Below are 24,919 nucleotides of genomic sequence, written 5' to 3' on the forward strand. Positions count from 1 at the left end.
TGAATAATAGAGTAGGAAGATGGAGTAACGGATGATTGTGGATTTTATTGTTTTAATGGGAAAGTTTGGGGTGATAGTGGCAGGTCTCTTATTTTTCTTTTTATTTAATGGTTTTATGAAAGATATAGATCGTCGAGTTACCTTAACTAAACATAAAGAAAATAAACATAGATAGTTAATCCAATCAGATCGAAATAATCGATAGATGAGATGTAGCCTTTTATAATAAGATTTGACAGGTTCTTTGGAGTATGCTATGATTACCCCATAATTGATTGTATGCAATTAAATTTGACGAAAGGGGAAGCATCATGAATAACTATGAGCATTTAAAGTTAGAAAATCAATTATGTTTCTCATTGTATGCTGCTTCACGCAAAGTCATTAAGTTATATAAACCGGTACTAGATAAATATGGCTTAACGTATACTCAGTATGTGACGATGTTGGTGTTGTGGGAAGATAGGCGATTAACAGTAAAAGAGATTGGTCAAAGGTTACATCTTGACTCTGGAACCTTAACGCCTCTTTTAAAAAAAATAGAAAATATGGGTTTAATTCATCGATATCGTGATCCAAATGATGATCGAGTCGTAGTCGTTGAACTCACCGAAGCAGGTTTACAGTTAAAGGATCAAATGAGTGATGTTCCAAAACGCGTGTTCTGTCAGATTAGTGGAACATATGAAGAGCTACTACCTCTTAAGCAACTATTAGATCAATTACTTCACAAATTAGGTTAAACCAGTGGTTTAACTTCTTTATTCCATCAATAAATTGTATAAAATTAAATTTTATAAAATAATAAGGAGCGATAATAATGAATTTTTATGGATTAGAAGCAAAGAAAATGAATGGTCAAATGGTAAAAATGGAGCAGTATAAAGGGAATGTTGTCTTAGTCGTTAATACAGCAAGTAAGTGTGGATTAACGCCACAATTTAAAGAGTTAGAAGAATTGTATCAGACTTATCATTCAAAAGGATTAGAAATTTTAGGATTCCCTTGCAATCAATTTGCAAAACAAGATTCAGGAAGTAATCAAGAAATCCAAGAATTTTGTCAGTTAAATTACGGGGTTACATTTAACATGTTTGAGAAAATTGAGGTAAATGGTGCTCATGCACATCCGATCTATCGTTACTTAAAGCAAGAAGTAAAAGGATTATTTGGTTCAGAGATTAAGTGGAACTTTACAAAATTCTTAATTGATCGTGATGGAAATGTGATTAAGCGTTATGCGCCGACAGTTAAACCATCAAAAATAGCGAACGATATTGAAATATTATTATCAAAGTAAGGCTACCGTAGGTAGTCTTTTTTTATGGTTTAAACACGAGCGTTGGTGAGAATGTAAAAAATTTATCGGGTGGACAAAAGCAACGAGTGGCGATTGCACGTGCCCTTATTCAACAGATGCCAATTTTAATGCTTGATGAAGGAACGTCAGCCCTTGATTTGCAAACGGCGTATGACATTGAAAAGACGTTGTTGGAAATTGAGGAGTTAACAGTCATTACCCTAAATTATTCACTATAAAAATGTAAAAAGCGTTGAGTCCTTAGTGGAATCAACGCTTTTTCTTTATTTTTTATTTCACCTTTTAAGTGAAGCATTTTACTATGAAAATAATCTCTCTTTTGATATCGTTTTAATCGCCAAACCAAAACTAAGGAGAGATTACATTTTTATGATACATCAAGAACAACTTCGTTTCAATAAAAAGATTAAATTTAATTTCAAGGGTGGGGATTTAACGTCGGATGCAGGACTGTTGTTAATCCAAGAATTTATGCATCACATGAAGTTTCCAGAACTCTTAAAACAGTATTTTTATTTAGAGACTGATCAGGCGATTCGAACTCATACGAATCACGACCTCTGTCTCCAACAAATTTATCAAACCATTGCTGGTTATCACTGTGCTGATGATGCGGATGAGTTACGAGTTGACCCTTTATTAACTACTTTGCTTGATAAGCCCTCGTTAGCTTCTCAACCGACTTTATCTCGTTTTACTCATCGATTGACGAAGGAAACAAGCAAGCAATTTGAACTCATCAATCAAAAACTATTATCGCAATTTTATCAAGTCGAAACGCCTCATCATTTTATTTTTGATGTGGATTCCACTCATTTTCAAACCTATGGTCATCAATATGGGAAGGCCTTTAATGCCCACTATCAAGCACAAGGCTTTCATCCTCTCATGGTTTTTGATGGAATGACTGGAGACTGTTTAAAAGTTGAGCTTCGTGCGGGGAATGTTTATACCTCACGAAATATCGTTTCTTTTATCGGTCCCTTATTATCACACTATCAAAAGAGGTTTACATCGAGCTATCGAATCGTTCGCGGAGATAGTGGATTTGCTCATAAGGAACTGTATAAGTTATGCGAAACGTTAAACACAAACTATGTGATCCGTTTAAAGGCAAATGCTACTCTCTATCGTTTAGCTAAAGAAGTAATGGATGTTTTTTTGGAAGAGTGTTCACTTCAATATTCTCAACAATTCTATGGGGAGTTTGAGTATCAAGCAAAAAGTTGGGATCGGCCAAGACGTGTCATCGTTCAAGTGAGACGAAAAGCAGGCGAACTTATTCCCGATTATTTATTTTTAGTGACGAACATGGAAACAAGACCGGAGATGGTTATCAGTCTATACGCTAAACGTGGGACGATGGAAAACTATATCAAAGAGTGTAAAAATGGATTTAGAATGGATAAAGTCAGTCATAAGCACTGGATGACAAATGTTAACCGAATTCAACTCATGGTGTTAGCTTACAATCTCATCAATGGAGTCAGACGATTAACATTACCTCATGAGTTTTCTAAGATGCAGATTGAAACCTTACGGATCAAACTCATTAAAATCGCTGCCAAGCGAGTGAAACAATCACGAAGAATCATGTTCAAACTCTGTAGTCACCATCCTTACAAAGAAGTTTTCCATCATTGTTTAAAAACGATTCAGGCCATTCAGTTAGAGTAAGTGACTGAAGTCGTTCTTTGAAAATGAGATATTTTTTAGAGAAACACATCACCAAGGGGGGAGTCTACCCTTTTTTAGAGATTTGGAGTATCAATTGACTCAAATTTAAAATCAAAACGATAAAAAGCTGTGGTTTAGACTAAAATTTAGTCTGTCCACAGCTTTTTTTGAATGGTCATGAATAATTCAGGATTACGATTATTCATAAGTTAAGTGAGGAAATTTTATCACAGTATGATGAAATTATCGTGATGGATCATGGTCAAATTGTAGAAGCGGGAACGTTTGATGAATTGGTGCAACGTCAAGGTGCTTTTTATGAATTGTATACATTGAAGCAAGAGGAATGTGCAATACCTTTAGCAGGATAAGAAAAAGCCCGATGTCAAATCGGGCTTCTCTTATATCAAAATTTGTTGGTAAAAAAATACATTGAATTATTGAAAAATAAGAACAGCATAAAATAATTAAAGTGTATGAAGGGGAGGCATTCAGGATAGAAACTTAATAACGGCGACAACCGCGTTTTTCGATATATCCTCCATGTTCGAGTTTAAAGAAGTCTTCTGATTCCCCAACGACACGCTCTACGTCCCCAATACGTAAAACTGTTGCGGTATGAGCAGTCATCGAAGGTTCAGTAAAGACTAGGATATTACTGATGATTTTAACAACGAAAGACTCTGCTAATTGGATGACTTCATTGGTTGGTCCTTTTAAAATGTCACAGGCTTCATTTTCAAGCCAGCCTAATTTAATTCGATACATGTCATTGACTTTAGATGAAACAGAAAAGACTTGATTTTCTTCAACAGACGCTACTTTTTTAGAGCTTGTTGAAGGATCTTTATAGACATTACAATGCTGTTTAACACCAACTAAAAACTTTTCAGATGGAACATAATACGTTTTCTCATTAAATTTAACATTAGCCATGATCATCAATCTCCCTTAATCATCATTTGAGATGAATATAGACTCTCACTATCAATATATGCCTAGTTTTGGGCTAATTTGCTAAAAAAGAGCATAAGTTTAGTGTGTAAAAAATAACAGGAGGAGTGAGGAAAAATGAATGTGAGACAAGCTTTGTTGATAGGCATTCTTGGATTAGTGGGAGGTGCCCTACTTTATCGAGAATATTATCGGAAAAAAGCATTAAAGGATTATGAAATATTAGCTAGTGATGGCCTTGATGAAGAAAAAGTGATTGAAATTAATGGCATCAAGCAGTGGTTATCTATTCGAGGTCAACATGCTAATCATCCAATCATTTTATTTGTTCATGGTGGACCTGGAAGCCCAATGACACCGATGATTTATAAATATCAAAAATATTTAGAAGATGAGTATACGATCGTTAACTGGGAACAACGGAGTACAGGAAGAACCTACTTTTTAAATAAAGCAAAAGAAACAGAGATTCAAAATCAATTATGCATAGAACAAGAAAGGAAAAAAATAAAGCTATTTACAAGGTAGGATGAGAATGATAAGATTTTAAAAAAATAGAAATAATGATAAGGAGAATGGTTGATGAAGAATAAAGGGTTACAGCTGATTTTATTTATTTTGAGTTTAATTTGTTTAATCATTTCAGCTAAATTATTTTATCAATTAGGAATTTATGTGGATGAAGCTAATACATCACCAAGTGTGGTTTTAGGTGGAAATTTTGGGGTCTGGTTAGAGTGGACACATCTTGCATTAATTGGAGCTATTTCTGTCTTATCGGGAATCCAGTTATTCCATAAATAATTTATTAGTCGGGTAATGTGACGATACGTATTAAATAAATCGCGTCAAGGGGGACAATTACTTTTTGGGGGCCTTAAATAACAAGATTACGTTTTTATTGTTGAAGGATTTGTTGGATATCTTCAGTTAACTTAGGCGTTTGAATAAGAATAGTTGGTTCGTCTAGTTCTTCATTAATTTGAAGTTCAATTTTCATTAACTCACCTTCTGATGTTTTTAGCATACGATACCTTTTGGTTAAAATATTTTAAATAGTGGTAAGTGGTTGGAATTAGAGGTTAGATAGTGTGCATAAGGTAATAAAAAGAAGGAAGTTTAATGCTTAGATGTTAAATTAAAGTGAAATAATGGGTTCATTTTCAACAAAATCAGTTATAATGGCAGTAAGATTAAATTTAGGTGGGGACGTTTATGAAACTATTTGCATCAGATTATGATGGAACGTATTGGAAGCATACGAAGAAAGGGCAATTGGACTTACGAAAAAATATTAAAGTGACAAAAAGGTGGCAAGAAGCGGGACATTTATTTGTTTTTGCCACTGGTCGTCCAATTTCGATGATGAAACTCGAGCAAAAAATGCATGGGATTGTGTATGATTACATTGTTGGCTTGAATGGTGGAATTATTATGTCTAGGGAGGGTAAGATTTTATTTCAGCAATCGATGGATGAAGCAGTGGCACGAAAGATTATCACGCGAATACAAGAAGAGGATGTTTTGCAATATGCGGTAACGGATGGAATTTGTGGACATTATCGAACAACATTTGGTCTAACGCATAAGACATTTTATTTGTTTGCTATGTTTAAGCTTTTTTTAAGAAAGTATAGTTTGACGTTAGAACAGGCCTTAAATCGTCCTGTTGTACAAATTTCAGTTAAAACAAAAAGTCATAAGCAGGCCGTGGCATTTGCGAAGCAAATTAATGAAGAGTTTGGGGATCAAGTGGTTGCTTTTTCAAATTTAAGACATGTTGATATTTCAGCTAAAGGCTTATCAAAGGCAACAGGTGTTGAATATGTAGCGAAGCTTCATGAGATTAAAGATAAACATGTGTATTGTATGGGAGATAGTTTTAATGATGTTCCCATGTTTGAACAGTATCATGGTTTTACTTTACCTGAGGCTCGTCAGGAAATTAAAGAACAAGCAGAAGCAGTTTTTGAAACAGTAGGGGAAGCTCTGCGTTATATTTTAAATCATCATTAAAGAGGCTAAAGGGAACTTTAGCTTTTTTTGTTTCAAGGTTAGACACCACTTTCCGTGTAGTTGGATATAATATAACAGACTAGTGAAGGGGAGTGAATTGATGTATTGGCCACGTTCATATAGAAGAATCCCGTATCATTTAATGAGAGGATATCGGGGTTTGGATGATGGAGCTTGGGATGGAGACGGATGTGGACCAGGTGGTAATTGTGGAGGTGGTGGTCCATGGGGTGGATTTGGCTTTGGTGGTATAGGTTCATTTATTATTGGTGGGTTAACGGGTGCTTTTTTGGCTAATGCATTTGGTTCTAAAAATGCACAAGCGGCTCAACCTGTTATTGCACAGCCAGTTGTTCAACCCATTCCAATTGCTCAGCCGATGCCGTATGGCTATTCACCTTATGGCTCTGCGCCACAAGCAACACAAGTTCAAAATCAACAAGGACAAAAACAAATCATTTCATCAAGTGCAGTAGATGAAGATGAGGAGTTATATCCTGACTTTGATGAATGGAAGGGAAAACAACCGATTAAAGAGACTCACCATGTGTATACCATTCCTGCGCAATCCACCTATGTCCAACCCACGACTTATCAAATGCCAATGACGGCGATGTATCCAGCTGGTATGACACCTTATCCAATGGCTCAACAAGCTGTTGCTAACTATCCCATGGTTCAATCGGGTGTGACAAGTTATCAACTGCCAACGGTTGGTCGCCCGGTAACAACGGCGATGCCGTATTATATGTTTCCAGTGCAACAGTAAAAGCCCCACTTAGCGTAGGGCTTTTTTTAATGGGATTTGATCGTTTGCGACTTCAAAGTTATCACTCACTTCAAGTAAAACAGATTCTTTACTTCTTGTTGTGCTCTAATAATATTTGTGGGTAATAATTAGAATATAGGATGAAAGGCTTATTCATGAGGATGATGATATTTACAAGGAGGATCGCTTGGAAGTTTCAGAGGATTAACGTGAACAGTACAATGTTTAATTTTATGAATGTTTTGTTCGAGTTGATAATGAACCGCTTCTGCAATCGTATGAGCTTCAATTAAGCTTAAGGTTGCTTCAACTGAGATTTCTAAATCGACATAAATTCGATTAGAATGAACGCGTGTTTTTAAAGAATCAATCGCTAAAACGCCATTAACCGATTGAATTTGTTGAATGATTTCATTAACGAGTTCAGGGCTGGCTGCCTTATCAATGACTTGATTCGTTGCTTCAACGAAAATCTCAATCGCGACTTTTAAAATGATGAGAGTGATGACTAATGCAGCTAAAGGATCTAAAATGGGGAATCCAAGACGTGCCCCTATAATCCCAATTAAGGCTCCGATCGAAGATAATGAGTCACTTCGATGATGCCAAGCATCAGCAGCTAAGGCGGTTGATTCAATTTTTTTCGCTTGGCGAATGGTGTAATGATACATCCATTCTTTAACTCCGATTGATAACAGGGCAGCCCAAATGGTCATCATCTTAGGAATGATATAAGAGCTGGATACAATCGTTTCAATGGCAGAGTATCCAATTGATAATCCTGTTAAAAATAAGATGAACGCTAAAATTTTACTGAGGACTGCTTCAAACTTTTCATGCCCATAAGGATGATCAATATCCGCTGGTTTTTGAGAAATTCGAAGTCCAATAAAAACGCCAATGGAACTAATGACATCAGATAATGAGTGAACTCCGTCTGAAATCATTGACGTACTATGCCCAATGAATCCAGCTAGTAATTTAATCAAGGATAAAAAGATATTCATGACGACCGTTATTAAAATCGTACGATTACCAATTTGCTCACGAGTAGAATGAGTCATACGAATCACCTCTAAGTTTCAATTAATCGTTATGATAAAATATGAGAAAAGTTAGGATTCGTGCCTAATGATGTATAATAAGGCGTGATTTTGGAATAGTAAGGTTATCTTAAACATAAAGGAAGGATTCAGTGTGAGTGTCAACATCTTCATTCAAATACTCTTAATCATTTGTATTCTCAGTGTCGTCTGGATGGGACTTATTTGTTGGTGTGCTTATGATCAACAACTCAGACGTCATGAAGTGTTTGAACAAGAACAAGAGAAACAAAAAAAAGGTAATCCTTTTCTATTTTAAAGGATTACCTTTTTTGAGTGGTAAAGTAGACATGATGAAAGATTGGAACCCCATTATCCCACATACTTAAAAAATAGTCCGTTGATAGGGTGCGATTTCCTGGTGCTTCTTGATTTTCATCCCCTTCACGTAAAGAGTCAAAGAAATAGACTTCATGGAGTGAATCATCATAGCCAACAACTGTCATATAATGTTGCCATTTTAGCCCATCTCCGACTAAAACAATAATTGGCGTGCCTTCTGTGAGTCGTGTTTTTAACGTTTCAAATGTTCCATGATACATAGTGACATCATAAGAACTGTCTTTGAAATAATCTAAAATTCCTTTTGGCAAGACATATCCGGAAAACGGAAGTTTATAATCAAATTCCTCATAGAGTTCAAGGCCTTTTTTAGTTTCCCCAAAGTGTCGCATGACATAAGCACTTGAGAACGCAGAACATTCATTGATGACTTGTGTTTCAAAATGATTCTCCGTCGTAATGATAAATGAATCGGGATAGTTCACTTGTACTGGATCACTTGTTGGAAATGGCGATAGGTAATAAAGAACTAATGTCGTCAGAACGAGTAAAATCAGACTTCCCCAAATTAAAAATTTCTTCATGATTAAATCCTCCCTGTTTGATTAGAGTTATTATATCATAGGTTTACATTTTCTGTAAAAATATCGAAGCGTAGTTTTTTTTAGGTGAAAATGATACAATGAATAAGAATTTAACTCAAGAAAGGATGTTAAACATGAGCAAACGATTAGTGTTAGCTGAAAAACCATCCGTTGGACGCGATATTGCGCGCGTTTTAAATTGTACCAAGCAAGGAAATGGTTATTTAGAAGGAAAAGATTACATTGTAACTTGGGCACTTGGTCATTTAGTAACATTAGCCGATCCAGAAGCTTACGATGTGAAATATAAATCATGGAATCTAGAAGATTTACCGATGTTACCTAAACAGTTTAAATTAGTGGTGATTCCGAAAACATCGAAACAATTTAAAGCAGTTAAGGAACAAATGCTTCGAAAAGATGTCTCTGAAATTATCATTGCTACTGATGCAGGACGTGAAGGGGAGTTAGTAGCTCGTTGGATTATTGAGAAAGTTGGCGTTAAAAAGCCGATCAAGCGTTTATGGATTTCTTCAGTGACGGATAAAGCGATTCAACAAGGATTTAAAACGTTAAAGGATGGTCGCAACTATGATAATCTATATTCTTCAGCAATTGCTCGTTCAGAGGCGGATTGGATTGTGGGGATGAATGCGACACGTGCCTTAACGACGAAACATAATGCGCAACTATCTTGTGGACGGGTTCAAACTCCAACATTGGCGATGATTGCTAAACGTGAGGAGGAGATTAAGCAGTTTAAGCCAAAGACTTATTATGGGTTAACGGCGATCAGTCAAGGAATCAAGTGGACGTGGCAAGATGGGAAGTCGAAAGATATTAAGACGTTTAATGAGGAGCGTATTGGGCAGTTATTCAAGTCGTTACAAGGCCAGTCGGCTCAAATTGAGAAGGTAGCGAAGACAGAGAAAAAAGTGTATGCGCCAGGACTTTATGATTTAACGGAGTTACAACGTGATGCCAATCGTATGTTTGGTTTCTCGGCGAAAGAGACGTTATCGATCATGCAAAAATTATATGAACATCATAAGGTCTTAACGTATCCTCGTACGGATTCTCGCTACATTTCAACAGATATCGTCGAGACGTTACCTGAACGTTTAAAAGCAGTCGCGATTGGGCCTTATCGTGCAGTGGCAAATCAGTTATTAAAAGGTAAACTTGTGACGAATAAATCGTTCGTTGATGATAAAAAGGTAAGTGATCACCATGCGATTATTCCAACCGAACAAACAGCTTTATTAACGGATTTAAGTGATAAAGAACGTAAGATTTTTGATTTAGTCGTGAAACGCTTCTTAGCGGTACTCTCGAAACCGTTCGTCTATGAACAAACAACGTTAACAGCGAAAATTGGAAGTGAGACATTTGTAGCGAAAGGAAAACGCGTCCTTTCATTAGGGTTTAAAGAAATTTATAGCCATCAAGATGAAGAGGCTGATGATCATCAAAACTTACCGCTGGTAGAAGCGGGTACTATTTTACCAATTTTAAAAATCATTCAAACATCAGGTCGTACGCAACCACCTGCTTACTTTAATGAGGCGACCTTATTATCAGCAATGGAAAATCCAGCTCGTTTTATGAATGGGGTATCCAGTGATGTGGTAAAAACATTAAATGAAACGGGTGGACTTGGAACGGTTGCAACCCGTGCAGATATTATTGAAAAGTTATTTAATAGTTTCATGATTGAAAAGAAAGGTCAAGAGATTCACTTGACTTCAAAAGGACGCCAGTTGCTTGATTTAGCCCCAACCGATTTAAAATCACCTGAACTAACAGGAGAGTGGGAACAAAAATTAAGTGACATTGCTAGTGGAAAATTGAAACGTCAAAGTTTTGTTAATCAAATGCGTGAGTATGCGACAACCGTTGTTCAAGAAATTAAAGGCAGTGATGCAAAATATAAGCATGATAATCTGACGACAACGAAATGTTCAGAGTGCGGAAAGCCAATGTTAGCGGTTAATGGAAAACGTGGAAAAATGCTTGTGTGCCAAGATCGTGAATGTGGAACACGTAAAACCATTTCTCAAATCACAAATTCACGTTGTCCAAACTGCCATAAGAAGTTAGAGCTTCGTGGTGAAGGCGAAAACCGAATGTTTGCCTGTGTTTGTGGTCACCGTGAAAAATTAAGTACTTATAATAAACGAAAACAAGAACAGAAAAAACAAGGAAGCAAGCGCGACGTTCAAAAATATCTTCGAGAACAAGAAAAAAATGCAGAACCTATGAATTCAGCTTTAGCTGATGCATTAGCTAACTTAAAACTATAAAATAAGGTCCTCTCAATGTTGAGAGGCTTTTATTCTTATAAGTGTAGTCATTAGTTTCTTAAAAAGAGATAAACATATCATCCTTTTGTCTCAGGTTATTTTCATATTGAATTTAAAAAATATTAACTGTATAATTAAATTTAAATCAACATCTGTAAACGGTTAATTATTTGCTTATAATGAATAGAGTGACAAGTGAGTTGGAAAGTAGAAATCTTTGAATAATGGGGGAATCAAAGTGTTTAAATATGAGCAGGTTAAAGATTTAAATGACTTGGAATTAGAAGTTTATAATTATATTATGAGACATCAAGAGAAAGTTCTTGAGATGAAAATAAGAGAGTTAGCTGAAGGTTCACATGTTTCAACTACAACAGTTCTTCGATTTTGTAAAAAAATGGGGTGTAATGGGTATTCTGAATTTAAAGTAAAGTATAAGATGTACCTAAATGAGGTTCCTAATCAGGCTAAAAAAGAGGATATTAGAGTATTGGTAAATTTTTTTTATAGAGCAGATTCAGAAGAGTTTAATAAACAGCTGGATGAAGTAGCAAGTTTAATTTATTATGCTTCAAAGGTCATTTTCCTTGGAATTGGAAGTTCAGGAATTGTAGCAAAGTATGGAGCGAGATATTTAACAAATAGTGGAAAGGTTGCCCAGTATATTGATGATCCCTATTATCCAGTTCCAGCTGGATTTTATGATGGAGCTGTAATTGTTGTTTTATCGGTTTCAGGTGAGACGGGACAAGTGATGGAACAATTGCGACGTTTTATTAGATTTAATTGTGCGATTGTTTGTTTAACAAATAGTGAAACAAGTACTATTGCTAAAATGTCAGATGTTTGTTTAACTTACTATATGCCGATAGATAGAGTACAGTATGGAGACCTCACCACACAAGTGCCTGTCATTTTTATTTTAGAGAAAATTGGAAAAAAAGTTCAACACTTACTACAAGATATTGAGATCGTTTAGCTTAAAAGCTTATGCATTCATAAGCTTTTTTTGTTTGTAAAATAGTAAAAAACAAGTTTTTTTTATGGAAAAAATTTTTGAATTCGTTACTTGTTTTTTTGAAATTTGAAATTAATGACAGACTTGTAAGCGTTTGTTATAATGAGCGTGTAATCAAGAGTAAGAGAGTTCAAACTCTAGGGGGAGGATTGATGATGTCAAATAAATTTCCGGAAGGATTTCTATGGGGAGGAGCAGTAGCTGCTCACCAACTTGAAGGAGGTTGGAATGAGGGAGGAAAGGGAATAAGTATTGCAGATGTAATGACAGCAGGTTCTCATGGTGTCAAACGAAAGATTACTGATGGAATACAGGATGGAAACTATTACCCTAATCATACAGGAATTGATTTTTATTCAAACTATAAAGAAGACGTGGCATTATTTGCACAGATGGGGTTTAAATGTTTTAGAACCTCAATTGCATGGACACGTATTTTTCCAAAAGGAGATGAATTAGAACCAAATGAAGAAGGGTTAAAATTCTATGATAACTTATTTGATGAATTATTAAAATATAAGATTGAACCCGTCATTACATTATCTCATTTTGAAATGCCATATCACTTAGTTAAAGAGTACGGGGGATTTAGAAATCGTCAATGTATTGACTTCTTTGTAAGATTTGCTGAAACGGTTATGAAACGATACAAAGATAAGGTCAAATATTGGATGACATTTAATGAAATTAATAATCAAGCTGATTTTGAGGAAGATTTATTTCCGTTTTGTAATTCAGGAATTATATTTAATGAAGATGACAATCGGGAAGAAGTTGTTTACCAAGCTGTTCATCATGAATTAGTTGCAAGTGCGAAAGTCGTGAAAATAGGTCATGAAATAAATCCAGATTTTAAAATCGGATGTATGATGGCCATGGTTCCGATCTATCCGTACTCGTGTGACCCAGAAGATATGATGCTTTGTGAAGAAGAGATGAGAAAACGTTGGTATTATGCCGATGTTCATTGTCGTGGTGCATATGGAAACTATGCGAAAAAGATGTGGGAACGAAACGGACTAAATATTGTAATCGAACCTGGCGATGAACAGATCCTTAAAGAAGGTAAAGTGGATTATATTGGGTTAAGCTATTACATGTCGGCGGCCGTTAAAGCCAATTTAGAAACAAAAGCTAATGAAGCTTTTAAAAACTTTGTTAAAAATCCATTCATTAAAGCGTCAGATTGGGGATGGCAGATTGATCCTGTTGGATTACGCTACACGTTAAATATCTTATATGATCGTTATCAATTACCACTATTTATCGTAGAAAATGGATTTGGCGCTATTGATCAAATATCGGAAGATGGAATGATTTATGATGATTATCGAATTACCTATTTAAGAAATCATATTGAGGAAATGGAAAAAGCTATTAACTTAGATGGCGTGAATGTTATAGGATACACCGTTTGGGGATGTATTGATCTCATTTCATTTGGAACAGGTGAAATGAAGAAGCGTTACGGGATGATTTATGTCGATCGTGATAATGAAGGAAATGGAACGTTAGCTAGAAGCAAAAAACTCTCATTTGATTGGTACAAAAAAGTGATTGAAAGTAATGGGCAACAATTAGGATAGGAGGAAAATTGAGTGAATGGAAATGAATTAATTAGTTTTCAAATTATTTCAGCTGTAGGTACAGCGCGAAGTATGTATGTCGAGGCAATTCAAGAGGCAAAAAAAGGTAACATTCAAGCAGCAAAACAGTTAATTGAAGATGGAGTTAAAGTGTTTGTTGATGGTCATCATGCACATGCTTCATTGATTCAAAAAGAAGCAGCAGGTGAAAAATCAGAATTTAGCTTATTACTTATGCATGCCGAAGATCAATTAATGACAACTGAGACATTAAAAATTGTAGCGGAAGAGTTTATTGAACTCTATAGCGATAAATATCATCAATAATTCAAGGGGGAATGTAAAATGTTAAAAATCAAATTATTTTGTGCAGGTGGAATGTCAACAAGTATGTTAGTTAAAAAAATGGAAGAAGCAGCAGCTGTAAAGGGAATGGAGGTACAAATTGCAGCTTATCCTGAAGCTGAAATGGAAAAGGAAACAAATGACTGTGATATCGCCTTACTTGGTCCACAAGTTGGTTATCGATTAAAAGCAGCAGAGCAAATTTGTAAGCCTAAAAATATTCCGGTAGCTGTAATTCCGATGGTAGATTACGGGATGATGAATGGAAAGAATGTATTAGATTTTGCATTAAAATTAAAATAGAGACTATACATATAGTGGGGGGATTTAGATGCAAGAGTTTTTTAGTAACAAAGTAATTCCAGCAATTATGAAGTTTGTTAGTTTAAAGGGAGTTGTAGCCCTAAAAGATGGGCTACTATATACGATGCCATTAACAATTGTGGGTTCAGTATTCTTATTATTAGCTAATTTTCCAGTTCCAGCTGTTGTTAATTGGTTTGATTCAATGGGATGGATTGACCCATTAAATCAAGCATATGGTGCTACATTTAATATTATTGCACTTATTGGGGTTATCGGTATTGCTTATAAATATGTTAAAAATGAAGGATATGAGGCATTAAATGCAGGGGTATTGGCAGCGGTAACATTTATTTTAACAACAGATTCTTTTGTTGTAACTGAAAGTGGAGAAATTGTAAGCAATGTTATTAACAAAACATGGACAGCAGGTCAAGGGATGATTTCAGCAATTATTATTGGTTTATTAGTTGGTTGGATTTATTCTTGGTTCATGAAGAATGATATTCGAATTAAAATGCCGGCTGGTGTACCAGAAGGAGTGGCCAATTCATTTACAGCGTTGATTCCAGGGTTTGTCATTGTTACAGGAGCGACACTTATTTATTCCTTCTTTAAATTTGTCTTAGATACAACATTCATTGAAGCTGTTTATGCATTTATTCAAACACCATTACAAGGTTTAACAGATTCTTTAGGTGGAGTTATTGTGATGACCTTAATGATTCCATTCTTATGGTTCTTTGGTATTCATGGATCAACGATTGTTGGTGGAATTATCGGTTCAGTTTTAACGGCTAACTCATTAGCCAATCAAGCAATCCTAGATTCTGGAATGGCTTTAACAATTGAAAATGGTGGACGCATCGTAACCCAACAGTTCCTTGATCAATTTATAAATGTAACAGGAGCTGGAATGACAATTGGATTAGTTATTTACATGATTTTCTTTGCAAAGTCTGCCCAATGTAAAGAGTTAGGTAGATTAGGGGGGGTTCCAGGGCTATTTAATATTAATGAGCCAATTTTATTCGGGACGCCAATTGTAATGAATCCATTCTTAGCGATTCCATTTATTGCTATGCCAGTCATCTCTGGATTAATCTTATACTTCTCAATTGCAGTTGGATTAGTCCCAATGTTTGGTGGAGTAATGGTTCCATGGACAACACCACCAATTGTTTCAGGGTTCTTAGTAGGAGGATGGAAAATGGCTGTCTTACAAACTTTTATTTTAGCTTTATCCTTCTTCGTTTACTTACCATTTATTCGCAAAATAGATAAGATGAATTTACAAGCAGAGAAAGGCACTAATTAATTCAAAACTAGCTGAATTTCTTCAGCTAGTTTTTTTAAATATTAGGAAAATTTATTCGACGATAATAAGGAGGAAGTAGTATGGCATTTAGAGAGGATTTTTTATGGGGAGGCGCAACGGCAGCCAATCAATGTGAAGGAGCATATTTAGAAGGTGGACGTGGATTAGCGAATGTTGACGTGATACCTGCAGGTGTCGATCGTTTTTCAGTTGGTTCAGGTGAAATGAAGATGTTTAGATGCGATGATGATCATTTTTATCCGGGTCATGAGGCTATTGATATGTATCATAATTATAAAGAGGATATTGCACTGTTAGCAGGAATGGGATTTAAGTGTTATCGTTTATCCATTGCTTGGTCTCGTATTTTTCCAAAAGGAGATGAATTGGAGCCAAATGAAGCAGGCTTACAGTTTTATGATAATTTATTTGATGAATGCTTAAAGTATGGGATTGAGCCACTTGTGACGATTTGTCACTTTGATGTACCAATGCATCTAATTGAGACCATTGGTTCTTGGAGAAGTCGCCAAATGATTGATCATTATGTACACTATTGTGAAGTCATCTTTAAACGCTATAAAAACAAAGTGAAGTATTGGTTAACATTTAATGAGATTAATATGATTTTACATTTCCCTTTTATGGGAGCTGGTTTATGCTTTGAAGAAGGTGAAAATAAACAACAAGTTAAATATGTGGCGGCTCATCATGAGCTCGTAGCAAGTGCATTAGCAACAAAGATTGGTCATGAAATTAATCCAGAGTTTAAAATTGGATGTATGTTAGCAGCGGGAAATACATATGCAAATACATGTCATCCTGCTGATGTTTGGAAGTCAATGGAAAAAGATCGAGAAAATTATTTCTTTATTGATGTTCAATCACGTGGAGAATATCCAGCCTATGCATTAAAACAACTTGAACGTGAAGGAATTGAAATTCCATTTGAAGAAGGGGATGTTGAAATCTTAAAAAATCATACCGTTGACTTCATCTCATTCTCTTACTACTCATCTCGCTTAACAAGTGCAGATCCAGAAGTGAATAAAACAACAGACGGAAATGCTTTTGAAACTCTAAAAAATCCATATTTAGAAGCTAGTGAATGGGGATGGCAAATCGATCCATTAGGTCTTCGTATTACAATGAATGCCTTATATGACCGTTATCAAAAACCACTCTTTATCGTGGAGAATGGACTAGGTGCCGTTGATGTTCCTGATGCTAACGGTTATGTGAAAGATGATTATCGAATTGATTACTTACGTGAACATATTAAAGCAATGAAAGAAGCTGTTGAATTAGATGGTGTAGATTTAATAGGTTATACCACTTGGGGGTGTATTGACCTGGTCAGCGCTGGAACAGGTGAAATGAAAAAACGTTATGGTTTTATTTATGTCGATAAAGATAATGATGGGAATGGAACACTAAAACGTTCCAAAAAGAAATCATATGATTGGTATAAAAAAGTCATTAAGTCGAATGGTGAACAATTAGCGTAATATAAATTTTTCTCACCTCTAAACTCTAAAATTAGCGTGAGTAGGGAAAAGTTACAAATTTATAAACTTATTTTATAATATAGGTAATTTTTTGATTGAAGGAGAGATAACACTTCTAGCCAAAAACTATATTTTCTGAGAAATTCTAGGGGATTTACGGTAAAGCTTTTTGATTTCTAAGGTTGATTATAATTAGAGGAACTATCTTTTGAGGTCTAGGTAGAAAAAAGAATATTTATCTTAATTGGAGATCATGAGAGCAACCTCTACGTTTCTTGATTAGTAAAGGTAATTTCTTAACAGATTCTTATAAGTTCATTCGGAGGTAGATGAAGGTGAAAAGGGATGGCATTAAAATTGTAACAATTGGGGGAGGAAGTAGCTATACTCCTGAATTAATGGAAGGATTTATCAAACGATATGAAGAGTGCCCGATTAAAGAATTTTGGTTAGTCGACGTAGAAGAGGGAAAAGAAAAATTAGAGATTGTTGGACAAATGGCACAAAGAATGTGGGATGCATCACCGTATGATGTTAAAGTTTATTTAACTCTTGATCGTCGTGAAGCATTAATTGATGCAGATTTTGTTACAACTCAATTTAGAGCAGGCTTATTAAATGCACGCATTAAAGATGAGCGAATTCCATTTTCTTATGGCATGCTTGGTCAGGAAACAAATGGGGCTGGGGGAATGATGAAAGCCTTCCGAACAGTTCCGGTTATTTTAGATATCGTAGAGGATATGAAAGAGTTATGTCCAGATGCCTGGTTAATTAATTTTACAAATCCAAGTGGAATGATTACGGAAACAGTGATCAAATATGGAAAATGGGAAAAATGCATTGGTTTATGTAATGTACCCGTGAACTCGATGATGAAAGAACCTGAAATGCTTTCGATAAATGGGGAAGAATTAATTTATCAATTTGCTGGCTTAAATCATTTTCACTGGCATAAAGTATTTGATAAAACAGGAAAAGACATTACAGAAGATATTATTGATGCCATGTATACCAAAGATGATGGAACCCCTACTAATATTTTTAAAGTTGATTTTGTGAGAGAACAATTAGAACAAATGAAAGTCATTCCATGTGGATATCATCGATATTATTATTTACAAGATGAAATGTTAAAGCATGGATTAGAAGAGTATCATGGGATAGGTACACGAGGAGAACAAGTTAAGAAGACAGAAGCGGAACTATTTGAATTATATAAAGATCCAACTCTTAATTATAAGCCAGAACAACTCACACAACGTGGAGGAACATATTATAGCGATGCTGCCTGCGAATGTATTAATGCAATCTATAATAATAAAAATATTCCGATGGTGGTATCGACAAAAAATAATGGAGCATTACCTGATTTAGATGCTGATAGTATCATTGAAGTAACGAGTTATTTAACAGCCAAGGGAGCATCTCCTGTTGCGTGGGGGAAACTAAATAGTGCTGAAAAAGGATGGCTACAAGTCATGAAGGCTATGGAAGAATGTACAATTGAAGCTGCAATAACAGGTGATTATGGTTTAGCTTTACAGGCTTTCTTATTAAATCCACAAGTGATGGGAGGAAATATTGCAAAGCAAGTATTAGATGAAATGTTAGTTGCTAATGAAAAATATCTTCCTCAATTTGCAAAAAAAATTCAAGAATTAAAAGAAGCTGGTGTTAAGGTTAAAGATGAAAAAGTTCAAAGGTTAATAGCCGAGGGCTATTAATTGTTACAAATAGAGAACTAAAACGGAGTGATTTTGCTCCGTTTTTTTTGTGAAGTAGTTAAAAAATTGTGTTGTTTTTATACAGCTTTTACATGACTTTAAGTGATAGTTCTGTTAAATTTATATTTCATCATGAATTAAAACATGGTAAAATACCATTGATTTTGGAAGAGGTAGAGATAAATGACTGATTTGTTATCATATAGCAGAACTAGGGAGGAACTATAATATGTTGAAAAATAGTTTGATTAAAAAAACAGTGCTAGCTTTAACAGTAGTTGCTGGATTAAGTGTATCAATGACAGCCTTTGCTAAATCATCATTTACTGGTGAGTATCGTCAAGGGGAAATTTTATCATTTGGTTCAAGTTTGAATCAACGTGAAGAAGCAGCATTAAGAGATTATTTTGGTGTTTCAGATGAGATGGAGGCTATCTATGTAGATAATGAAACAGCGATTAAACAATTAGGATTAGCGCCAGATGCATTAGATGACTATAAAGGTGGCTGGTATTCATCAGCTTATGTGAAGTTAACGGACCAAGGAGGAATTAATGTTTCTTCTAAAAATGTAAGTTTAGTAACGAATGAAATGTTTGCGAATGCATTAATCACTTCTGGGATTTTAAATTGTGAGGTTATTGTATCGGCACCGTTTATGGTAACGGGTGAATCTGCATTAGCAGGGATTTTAGCGGGTGCAGAGGAAATTATGGGAGAAAGTTTATCTGAAGAAAATAAGGTTGTTGCTAAAGAAGAAATTGATACAACATTAGAAATAGCAGATGAAATATTAAATAATCCCGATAATGAAATTAATTCTTCAAGTGATTCTTCAACCGTAGCATCTGGGATTATCAATGATATTAAGCAGCAAGTTATTAAAGACTCTCCAAATTCGACTCAAATCGAACAAATTATTGTGAACGTGACAAACAATTATGGAGTTGAGTTGAGTGAAGAATCAACTGAAAGAATAGCGAACTTAATGGAAGACGTGAATAAATTAGATATCGATTATAAAGATATTAAAGAGACGATGAAAAATATCGGTGACAGTATTTCTGAAAGTTTAAAAGAAGCGGGAGTTAAGCTGAAAGAGTCTGGGGTTTTAGAAAAAATCGGTAACTGGTTCGTTGATTTAGTCAGAGGAATTGGTGAATGGATTAAAGGTTTATTTATTTCATCAAACGAAGTAGATCTTCCTATTTTAAATGAAGAGGAACCGTCTGATATGAATGCTTCAATTGAAAATAGTGATGAAAGTGGAGAGGTTGAAGTTTTTGAACCTACCACTTCAGAAGAAACAGATATCAACACAGAAGATCTAACAGCCGGTGAGAACGTAGATGAAAATGAGCCAAAAGATAATGTTGAACAAAATTCTGAAGAAAATGAAGCAGAAGTAGTACCAGAAGAGACAAGCAATGATCTTGAAAACAACGAAAGTGTATCAGAATAACAAAATTAATATTTAAGCGAAAAGTAAAATACTTATTTGAGAACCTTAAGGGTTCTCTTTTTTTAAAGGAATTATATCAAATAGAATCAAAGAGATAAAAAAATGGCCGATTAGGCCATTTTATTTGTTTGGTTTATTGATTGCTTTTTTGAGTTTAGATAGTTGTGTAAATAGCATGTCAAAGTTGCGAAAAATCCGATTCCATCCATTAATGTATCGTACGGATGATAGTGAAAAATAAGTGCATAAATATATTGAATGCTCCAAAGTCCGATAATGGGAAGGAGTGTCCAGTTCCATTTTTGAGATGGTACCATTAATAAATAAATCATTGTGACAATGAACATGGACGTCATCCATGGAACGACTTCTTCTGGCATGATAATCATTGGATCGGCACACCCAATGGTTAAACTCCATCCTAAGTTTATAAGCATCCAGAACCATAATAGACAGTAAAATCCGTTTTTTAAAACTTTTTTTATGATAATTAACGTTTGATTCATTTAATTTCCCCCATTCCTGAATCGTTAAGTTTATTATAGTTTGTATGGATTAAAGATTCAATGAGTCTATTTCCTTATTTTTACAATTTGTATTTTTAAGATGAATATACACTATAAGTGTAGTTACATGAATGAGAAGAGAATGATTTATCGTTAGAAAAGGTCGTTGTGACGAGTGAACTAAGGGAAATGTTAATTAATAGAAATGAGGCTAGATCATTGATGACAGTCCTGCATCATTTTGTAAATTACTTATAGAATTTTGAGGGTGAAAAGGATTAGATTGAAAAAAAGGTGGGAAAATGAAACGTGTAGGGTTATTTTTTATTGTCATGATAGTGGGTTTAATGGTAGTCTTAATTTATAATAAATTAGTCGTTATAGAAGTGACAGATGACCTTAGTGATTAAAGGGTTTTAGTTGTTTTTATGAAAGATAAGCGAGTTGTCCGTTTATGGCGAGGTACCACGTGAATTTGTTGAGTTTGAATTAGGATTTAAAATTTAGGGCATTAGTCACCAAGTGGTAAGTGTCGCAATTAAACAACCGTTAATGATAGAATAGTTTAAAAGAAGGATGGGGTAGATGAAGCGCTGGATTGTTATCTTAATGCTAGGAATATATCTTTGTGGGTGTGAAAAAAAATCTGAACCTATTAATGATGAGGTGTCGGAAGAACATCAACGTTTGTTAATTATGGATGAGGTTAATCGAGAGGATTATGAAAGTAATCGATTTTATGCGATGGGAGATCCTGTTGTCTTTTTATCTGGAGATCAAAACGATGTCCTTTGGCAAGTAACGTTGACTGATTATGAAGTTATTCAAGATTCGCATGAGGGATTTAAAAAGGCATTAGTCCTCCATTTTAATTATCGTTATTTTATGCCAGAGTTTATTATGTCTCAAACGTTACAGTCTGTTGTTCATCCGACTGTTTTTTATCAAGATATTGCATTAAAACCACAAAGTTTAGCTGAAGCAACCATCGCATATAATATTGGGAATTATGCTAAAAGTCCTCATATTCTTTATGAACCTATTGTTAATGATGAAATGATTTGTAAGCTCGTCTATTTGCAAGCCAATACGGATCAAAGCTGTTTTAATTATTATAGTTATGCAGGACCTGGCGAATATCTCATCAGTTTTGAAAGTGGAAAGGGAGAACATTTTAATTACATGATTAATGTCAAAGAGTAAGTCGAATTATTGGAAAAAAACACCAAAAAACGAAATATTCTTAAAAAAACGTGACATTATGTTATGATAAATGTGGGCTTATGAGAGAGAGATAAGGAGATTAAAGACTGAATTAAAGGGGTCATGTTATGAGTAAGAAGAAAAAATTATTAATTGGAGGGGCTGTCGGAATTTTAACTGTTGGATTAGTATTCGGGGGGATTAAAGCATATGAATACTATCAGGCTAAAGAATTAGTTCTGACGTATGAGGACATTACATTTCCAAATATTAAAGTGAATGAGAAGGATGTATCAGAAATCTCTAAAGCTAATTTAGAACTTGTCTTAAAAGAAGAAGTTGAAGGGCTTGAATCACGTTTGATTGAAGTTAAAATTGATGATCAAACTTTTTCAAAGACGTTAAAAGAATTAGGCTTTGTTGCGAGTGAAGATGTTAATGAATTAACTGATGAAATTTTTGCACTTGGTAAAGATTTAGAAATTCTTGAACAAGCAAAAAGAATTGAAGCAGCACCAGTAGTTGAATATACTATTGAATATAGCTATGATGAGTCATTAGTGGATGAATGGATTCAATCCATTGCACAGCAGCTTTATGTTGACAAAGAAGAGCCAACGTTTAAAATGGTTTCAGCAGGGAACTTTGAAGTGACGGAAGGACATGCAGGCTATTCGATTGATGCAGATGCAATTAAAGAGCAGGTTAAAACGGCATTAAATGAAGTTTCCGCAGAGACTATAGAAGTGACAGCAGAAGGAATCGTTGATAAACAAGCGAAAGATCCTGAACTGTTAAAGTCAGTGAACTATAAAATCTCAACTTATAGCTCAAGCTTCCCAGTCGGTATTCCAAGATCGAAAAACGTAGAACTAGCAACATCTAAAATTAACAAGACATTGTTAATGCCTGGGGATGAGTTCTCGTATACAGATAAAGTGTCACCTGTTATTTATTCAAATGGTTATGTTGATGCAACTATCTTTGTTAACGCTCAACCGGTTAATGGAGTTGGAGGCGGAATCTGTCAAGTATCGTCAACGCTTTATAACACTGTGTTACTAGCTGGAATTATGCCTACTGAACGTCGTAATCATAGTTTACAAGTTGGATATGTACCTGTCGGACTGGATGCGACGATGGCAGAAAATGCAATCGATTTTAAATTCGTAAATACATTAGATTATCCAATTTATATTAATGCCTATACGAGTGGTGGAACGTTAACGATTGAATTTTGGTCAAATGAAGATGCCCTGGATGGAGTGACGTATAAACCACAGGTTAAACAAGTAGGGCAGAACAAATATCAAACTTACTTATTGGGGTATGATACAAATGGTAGCTTGGTGTATAATGAATATATTGATACAAGTACTTATAAGTAAGAGAAAAGCTTCACTTCCGAGCGGAAGTGAAGCTTTTTTTATGTCATTTAACGTGCCAACCTAAGAAACAGAGAATATCTTATATTGTATCCTGGTCATATTAACAGCAAGATAAGTGAAAGGAATTTGTAGCAGACTAGAAAGAATGTGATGACCATTGAATAATGTTATAAGAGACGAAAAATTAAAAGCTGCCTTAAATAAGCAATATTTAAATCAGCCAGCTGACCAAGTAATTACTAAAGATCAGTTAGCAAATTTACAAGGAACTGTCACGTTAGATAACAAAGAAATCAAAGATTTGACTGGGATGAGTTATGCAACTCAGATTACCGCACTATATTTAAATCATAATGAGATTATTGATATTACACCTTTAAAAGATATGGTTAATCTTCGACAAATCAGCTTAATGAATAATCAAATCAAAGATTTAAGACCTATGAGTTCACTCGTAGATCTACAAAGTTTAAACCTCAGTAAAAATCAGATTCAAAGTGTATGGCCTTTAACAAAATTAAAAAACTTAAAGACGTTATTTCTTGATTATAATCCGCTTCAAAGCTATGATGAACTTCGATTTATGAAACAATTAACCTTATTATCGATGAGAGGAGTTGGGATTTCTAATTTGGCAGTCTTGTTACCACTCGTGAATCTTGAAGTCCTTTATTTAGATGATAATAAGATACAATCACTTGAACCATTAAGTCAGTTATATTTATTGTACCAACTCAATATTAATGGGAACCAAGTACATAATTTGAAGCCAATTGGGGCACTTAAGTACCTTCAAATGTTATTTGCCAATCAAAATCAAATTGAGAATCTAGAGCCGTTAAAAAAATTGAAACAACTTCAGTTTTTAGATTTAAATCATAATCATATAGAGGATTTAACACCGTTAGCTAGCGTCGAGTCATTAGAAGCATTAAGTATTATGAATAATCGGGTAAAAGATTTAACGCCGATTACTAAGCTTCCACATTTGCTAGCTTTACTTGCTCAAGGCAATCAAATTACCTCTTTAAAGGGGATACAGGCATTACCCATCATTAGCCTTGAAAATCAGTCGGTTGAATGGGAATCGATTTGGGTTAATAAATCTGAATATGCGATTGAATTGAAAGGAAGATTAATTGATACAAATGGGGAGGTTCCATTGATTACAGCCATCAGTCCCAAAACAGTCACCTACGACGTTTTAAAATCACGACTGATTGTTAATCAGTTAGAGCCACTGATTACTGTGTTTTTTCATAATCAAAATGAAGAGATTCCATTTAGTGGTGAACTTCGTCTTTCATTCAAGGAATTAGAATAAAAGCGGTCGTTAGATCGCTTTTTTATTTGGATAATCCGTGAATTAGAGCTATCTTTCTCGTTGGATGATAGAGAAAATGAAGGGATTTTTGTTGTAAACTACTGAATATGTATGTGCAAGAAGTAAAGGAGATGTTATAATAAGGCTCGCTCTATAAGAAGTCTGTTTTTATGACGTTTTAAGATTTTCACTTAGGCGAGCAATGACGGTTATTGGTTCATA

The 24,919-nt window shown here is 34.8% G+C and carries 26 protein-coding genes and 1 pseudogene; 22 read left to right on the top strand and 5 right to left on the bottom strand.

What is annotated here, in order from left to right; translation table 11 throughout:
• The first annotated feature begins 311 nt into the window (after positions 1-311).
• From NEH75_RS03020 to NEH75_RS03040, 5 genes and pseudogenes are all read left to right on the top strand, one after another.
• Positions 312-743, top strand: coding sequence for a MarR family winged helix-turn-helix transcriptional regulator (locus tag NEH75_RS03020; protein ID WP_055305832.1), 432 nt, complete (start codon positions 312-314; stop codon positions 741-743).
• 77 nt (positions 744-820) lie between these two features.
• Complete coding sequence (locus NEH75_RS03025; RefSeq protein WP_055305831.1) at positions 821-1,300, top strand: glutathione peroxidase; 480 nt, start codon at positions 821-823, stop codon at positions 1,298-1,300.
• A 44-nt stretch (positions 1,301-1,344) separates the two neighbouring features.
• Positions 1,345-1,539 (top strand): annotated as a pseudogene (locus tag NEH75_RS03030) (ATP-binding cassette domain-containing protein); the annotation flags it as partial.
• Positions 1,540-1,690: 151 nt separating this feature from the next.
• Positions 1,691-2,998, top strand: a complete 1,308-nt coding sequence (locus NEH75_RS03035; RefSeq protein ID WP_055305830.1) for an IS1380 family transposase — start codon at positions 1,691-1,693, stop codon at positions 2,996-2,998.
• A 248-nt stretch (positions 2,999-3,246) separates the two neighbouring features.
• Complete coding sequence (locus NEH75_RS03040; protein ID WP_262941408.1) at positions 3,247-3,369, top strand: hypothetical protein; 123 nt, start codon at positions 3,247-3,249, stop codon at positions 3,367-3,369.
• Positions 3,370-3,502: 133 nt separating this feature from the next.
• Here the strand turns inward: NEH75_RS03040 and NEH75_RS03045 are convergent, their stop codons facing one another.
• Positions 3,503-3,934 carry a hypothetical protein gene (locus NEH75_RS03045; protein WP_262948523.1) on the bottom strand — a complete coding sequence of 144 codons (432 nt, stop codon included), beginning with the start codon at positions 3,932-3,934 and terminating at the stop codon, positions 3,503-3,505.
• Positions 3,935-4,069: 135 nt separating this feature from the next.
• On the opposite strand from NEH75_RS03045, the gene NEH75_RS03050 reads away from it, so the two are divergent.
• Positions 4,070-4,480, top strand: coding sequence for an alpha/beta fold hydrolase (locus tag NEH75_RS03050; protein ID WP_262948524.1), 411 nt, complete (start codon positions 4,070-4,072; stop codon positions 4,478-4,480).
• Between the two features lie 54 nt (positions 4,481-4,534).
• Positions 4,535-4,756, top strand: coding sequence for a hypothetical protein (locus NEH75_RS03055; RefSeq protein ID WP_055275846.1), 222 nt, complete (start codon positions 4,535-4,537; stop codon positions 4,754-4,756).
• A gap of 94 nt (positions 4,757-4,850) precedes the next feature.
• On the opposite strand, the gene NEH75_RS03060 is transcribed toward NEH75_RS03055, so the two are convergent.
• A complete protein-coding gene (locus NEH75_RS03060; protein ID WP_256637890.1) occupies positions 4,851-4,979 on the bottom strand; it encodes a hypothetical protein in 129 nt (42 codons plus the stop codon).
• Between the two features lie 188 nt (positions 4,980-5,167).
• Between NEH75_RS03060 and NEH75_RS03065 the strand changes: the two genes are divergently transcribed.
• Both NEH75_RS03065 and NEH75_RS03070 read left to right on the top strand, forming a co-directional pair.
• On the top strand, positions 5,168-5,968 hold the full coding sequence (locus NEH75_RS03065) for an HAD-IIB family hydrolase (protein ID WP_055275844.1): 801 nt from the start codon (positions 5,168-5,170) through the stop codon (positions 5,966-5,968).
• 100 nt (positions 5,969-6,068) lie between these two features.
• Complete coding sequence (locus NEH75_RS03070) at positions 6,069-6,737, top strand: hypothetical protein (protein ID WP_055244095.1); 669 nt, start codon at positions 6,069-6,071, stop codon at positions 6,735-6,737.
• 149 nt (positions 6,738-6,886) lie between these two features.
• Here NEH75_RS03070 and NEH75_RS03075 read toward each other — a convergent pair whose 3' ends face one another.
• Positions 6,887-7,801: a cation diffusion facilitator family transporter gene (locus tag NEH75_RS03075; RefSeq protein WP_055244093.1), complete on the bottom strand. Its 915-nt coding sequence runs from the start codon at positions 7,799-7,801 to the stop codon at positions 6,887-6,889.
• A 133-nt stretch (positions 7,802-7,934) separates the two neighbouring features.
• On the opposite strand from NEH75_RS03075, the gene NEH75_RS03080 reads away from it, so the two are divergent.
• Positions 7,935-8,099, top strand: coding sequence for a hypothetical protein (locus tag NEH75_RS03080; RefSeq protein WP_156343937.1), 165 nt, complete (start codon positions 7,935-7,937; stop codon positions 8,097-8,099).
• Positions 8,100-8,103: 4 nt separating this feature from the next.
• Here the strand turns inward: NEH75_RS03080 and NEH75_RS03085 are convergent, their stop codons facing one another.
• On the bottom strand, positions 8,104-8,706 hold the full coding sequence (locus tag NEH75_RS03085; protein WP_055244091.1) for a C39 family peptidase: 603 nt from the start codon (positions 8,704-8,706) through the stop codon (positions 8,104-8,106).
• Between the two features lie 134 nt (positions 8,707-8,840).
• Here NEH75_RS03085 and NEH75_RS03090 point away from each other — a divergent pair, with 134 nt between their 5' ends.
• The 9 genes from NEH75_RS03090 to NEH75_RS03130 all read left to right on the top strand — a co-directional run bounded on the left by NEH75_RS03090 (position 8,841) and on the right by NEH75_RS03130 (position 20,276).
• The gene (locus NEH75_RS03090; protein WP_262948525.1) at positions 8,841-11,009 is read left to right on the top strand and encodes a DNA topoisomerase III; all 2,169 of its coding nucleotides are present in this window, start codon (positions 8,841-8,843) and stop codon (positions 11,007-11,009) included.
• Between the two features lie 238 nt (positions 11,010-11,247).
• Positions 11,248-11,988 carry a MurR/RpiR family transcriptional regulator gene (locus NEH75_RS03095; protein WP_055305326.1) on the top strand — a complete coding sequence of 247 codons (741 nt, stop codon included), beginning with the start codon at positions 11,248-11,250 and terminating at the stop codon, positions 11,986-11,988.
• A 191-nt stretch (positions 11,989-12,179) separates the two neighbouring features.
• Positions 12,180-13,613, top strand: a complete 1,434-nt coding sequence (locus NEH75_RS03100) for a 6-phospho-beta-glucosidase (protein ID WP_055275836.1) — start codon at positions 12,180-12,182, stop codon at positions 13,611-13,613.
• A 12-nt stretch (positions 13,614-13,625) separates the two neighbouring features.
• A complete protein-coding gene (locus NEH75_RS03105; protein WP_055244086.1) occupies positions 13,626-13,940 on the top strand; it encodes a PTS lactose/cellobiose transporter subunit IIA in 315 nt (104 codons plus the stop codon).
• An 18-nt stretch (positions 13,941-13,958) separates the two neighbouring features.
• A complete protein-coding gene (locus NEH75_RS03110; protein WP_055275833.1) occupies positions 13,959-14,261 on the top strand; it encodes a PTS sugar transporter subunit IIB in 303 nt (100 codons plus the stop codon).
• A gap of 28 nt (positions 14,262-14,289) precedes the next feature.
• The gene (locus tag NEH75_RS03115) at positions 14,290-15,579 is read left to right on the top strand and encodes a PTS sugar transporter subunit IIC (RefSeq protein WP_055305328.1); all 1,290 of its coding nucleotides are present in this window, start codon (positions 14,290-14,292) and stop codon (positions 15,577-15,579) included.
• A gap of 80 nt (positions 15,580-15,659) precedes the next feature.
• Positions 15,660-17,087: a 6-phospho-beta-glucosidase gene (locus tag NEH75_RS03120; RefSeq protein ID WP_262948526.1), complete on the top strand. Its 1,428-nt coding sequence runs from the start codon at positions 15,660-15,662 to the stop codon at positions 17,085-17,087.
• Positions 17,088-17,422: 335 nt separating this feature from the next.
• Positions 17,423-18,814, top strand: coding sequence for a 6-phospho-beta-glucosidase (locus NEH75_RS03125; RefSeq protein WP_317452414.1), 1,392 nt, complete (start codon positions 17,423-17,425; stop codon positions 18,812-18,814).
• 229 nt (positions 18,815-19,043) lie between these two features.
• On the top strand, positions 19,044-20,276 hold the full coding sequence (locus NEH75_RS03130; RefSeq protein ID WP_082427808.1) for a DUF1002 domain-containing protein: 1,233 nt from the start codon (positions 19,044-19,046) through the stop codon (positions 20,274-20,276).
• 110 nt (positions 20,277-20,386) lie between these two features.
• Here the strand turns inward: NEH75_RS03130 and NEH75_RS03135 are convergent, their stop codons facing one another.
• Positions 20,387-20,782, bottom strand: coding sequence for a hypothetical protein (locus tag NEH75_RS03135; RefSeq protein WP_055305329.1), 396 nt, complete (start codon positions 20,780-20,782; stop codon positions 20,387-20,389).
• 585 nt (positions 20,783-21,367) lie between these two features.
• Between NEH75_RS03135 and NEH75_RS03140 the strand changes: the two genes are divergently transcribed.
• From NEH75_RS03140 to NEH75_RS03150, 3 genes are all read left to right on the top strand, one after another.
• Positions 21,368-21,985 carry a hypothetical protein gene (locus NEH75_RS03140; protein WP_055305330.1) on the top strand — a complete coding sequence of 206 codons (618 nt, stop codon included), beginning with the start codon at positions 21,368-21,370 and terminating at the stop codon, positions 21,983-21,985.
• 128 nt (positions 21,986-22,113) lie between these two features.
• A complete protein-coding gene (locus NEH75_RS03145) occupies positions 22,114-23,373 on the top strand; it encodes a VanW family protein (RefSeq protein WP_055305331.1) in 1,260 nt (419 codons plus the stop codon).
• Positions 23,374-23,530: 157 nt separating this feature from the next.
• Positions 23,531-24,697: a leucine-rich repeat domain-containing protein gene (locus NEH75_RS03150; protein ID WP_055277529.1), complete on the top strand. Its 1,167-nt coding sequence runs from the start codon at positions 23,531-23,533 to the stop codon at positions 24,695-24,697.
• The last annotated feature ends 222 nt before the right edge of the window (positions 24,698-24,919 follow it).

The sequence above is a fragment of the Turicibacter sp. T129 genome, from assembly GCF_025594975.1.
Classification (GTDB): domain Bacteria; phylum Bacillota_I; class Bacilli_A; order MOL361; family Turicibacteraceae; genus Turicibacter; species Turicibacter bilis.

Bases quoted from the DNA above. Each gene is read 5' to 3' on its own strand.
- NEH75_RS03020 (WP_055305832.1), top strand. From the start codon at position 312: ATGAATAACTATGAGCATTTAAAGTTAGAAAATCAATTATGTTTCTCA.
- NEH75_RS03145 (WP_055305331.1), top strand. From the start codon at position 22,114: ATGAGTAAGAAGAAAAAATTATTAATTGGAGGGGCTGTCGGAATTTTA.
- NEH75_RS03130 (WP_082427808.1), top strand. From the start codon at position 19,044: ATGTTGAAAAATAGTTTGATTAAAAAAACAGTGCTAGCTTTAACAGTA.
- NEH75_RS03050 (WP_262948524.1), top strand. From the start codon at position 4,070: ATGAATGTGAGACAAGCTTTGTTGATAGGCATTCTTGGATTAGTGGGA.
- NEH75_RS03085 (WP_055244091.1), bottom strand. From the start codon at position 8,706: ATGAAGAAATTTTTAATTTGGGGAAGTCTGATTTTACTCGTTCTGACG.
- NEH75_RS03115 (WP_055305328.1), top strand. From the start codon at position 14,290: ATGCAAGAGTTTTTTAGTAACAAAGTAATTCCAGCAATTATGAAGTTT.
- NEH75_RS03025 (WP_055305831.1), top strand. From the start codon at position 821: ATGAATTTTTATGGATTAGAAGCAAAGAAAATGAATGGTCAAATGGTA.
- NEH75_RS03120 (WP_262948526.1), top strand. From the start codon at position 15,660: ATGGCATTTAGAGAGGATTTTTTATGGGGAGGCGCAACGGCAGCCAAT.
- NEH75_RS03075 (WP_055244093.1), bottom strand. From the start codon at position 7,801: ATGACTCATTCTACTCGTGAGCAAATTGGTAATCGTACGATTTTAATA.
- NEH75_RS03065 (WP_055275844.1), top strand. From the start codon at position 5,168: ATGAAACTATTTGCATCAGATTATGATGGAACGTATTGGAAGCATACG.
- NEH75_RS03035 (WP_055305830.1), top strand. From the start codon at position 1,691: ATGATACATCAAGAACAACTTCGTTTCAATAAAAAGATTAAATTTAAT.
- NEH75_RS03090 (WP_262948525.1), top strand. From the start codon at position 8,841: ATGAGCAAACGATTAGTGTTAGCTGAAAAACCATCCGTTGGACGCGAT.
- NEH75_RS03100 (WP_055275836.1), top strand. From the start codon at position 12,180: ATGATGTCAAATAAATTTCCGGAAGGATTTCTATGGGGAGGAGCAGTA.
- NEH75_RS03045 (WP_262948523.1), bottom strand. From the start codon at position 3,934: ATGGCTAATGTTAAATTTAATGAGAAAACGTATTATGTTCCATCTGAA.
- NEH75_RS03110 (WP_055275833.1), top strand. From the start codon at position 13,959: ATGTTAAAAATCAAATTATTTTGTGCAGGTGGAATGTCAACAAGTATG.
- NEH75_RS03055 (WP_055275846.1), top strand. From the start codon at position 4,535: ATGAAGAATAAAGGGTTACAGCTGATTTTATTTATTTTGAGTTTAATT.
- NEH75_RS03135 (WP_055305329.1), bottom strand. From the start codon at position 20,782: ATGAATCAAACGTTAATTATCATAAAAAAAGTTTTAAAAAACGGATTT.
- NEH75_RS03060 (WP_256637890.1), bottom strand. From the start codon at position 4,979: ATGCTAAAAACATCAGAAGGTGAGTTAATGAAAATTGAACTTCAAATT.
- NEH75_RS03140 (WP_055305330.1), top strand. From the start codon at position 21,368: ATGAAGCGCTGGATTGTTATCTTAATGCTAGGAATATATCTTTGTGGG.
- NEH75_RS03070 (WP_055244095.1), top strand. From the start codon at position 6,069: ATGTATTGGCCACGTTCATATAGAAGAATCCCGTATCATTTAATGAGA.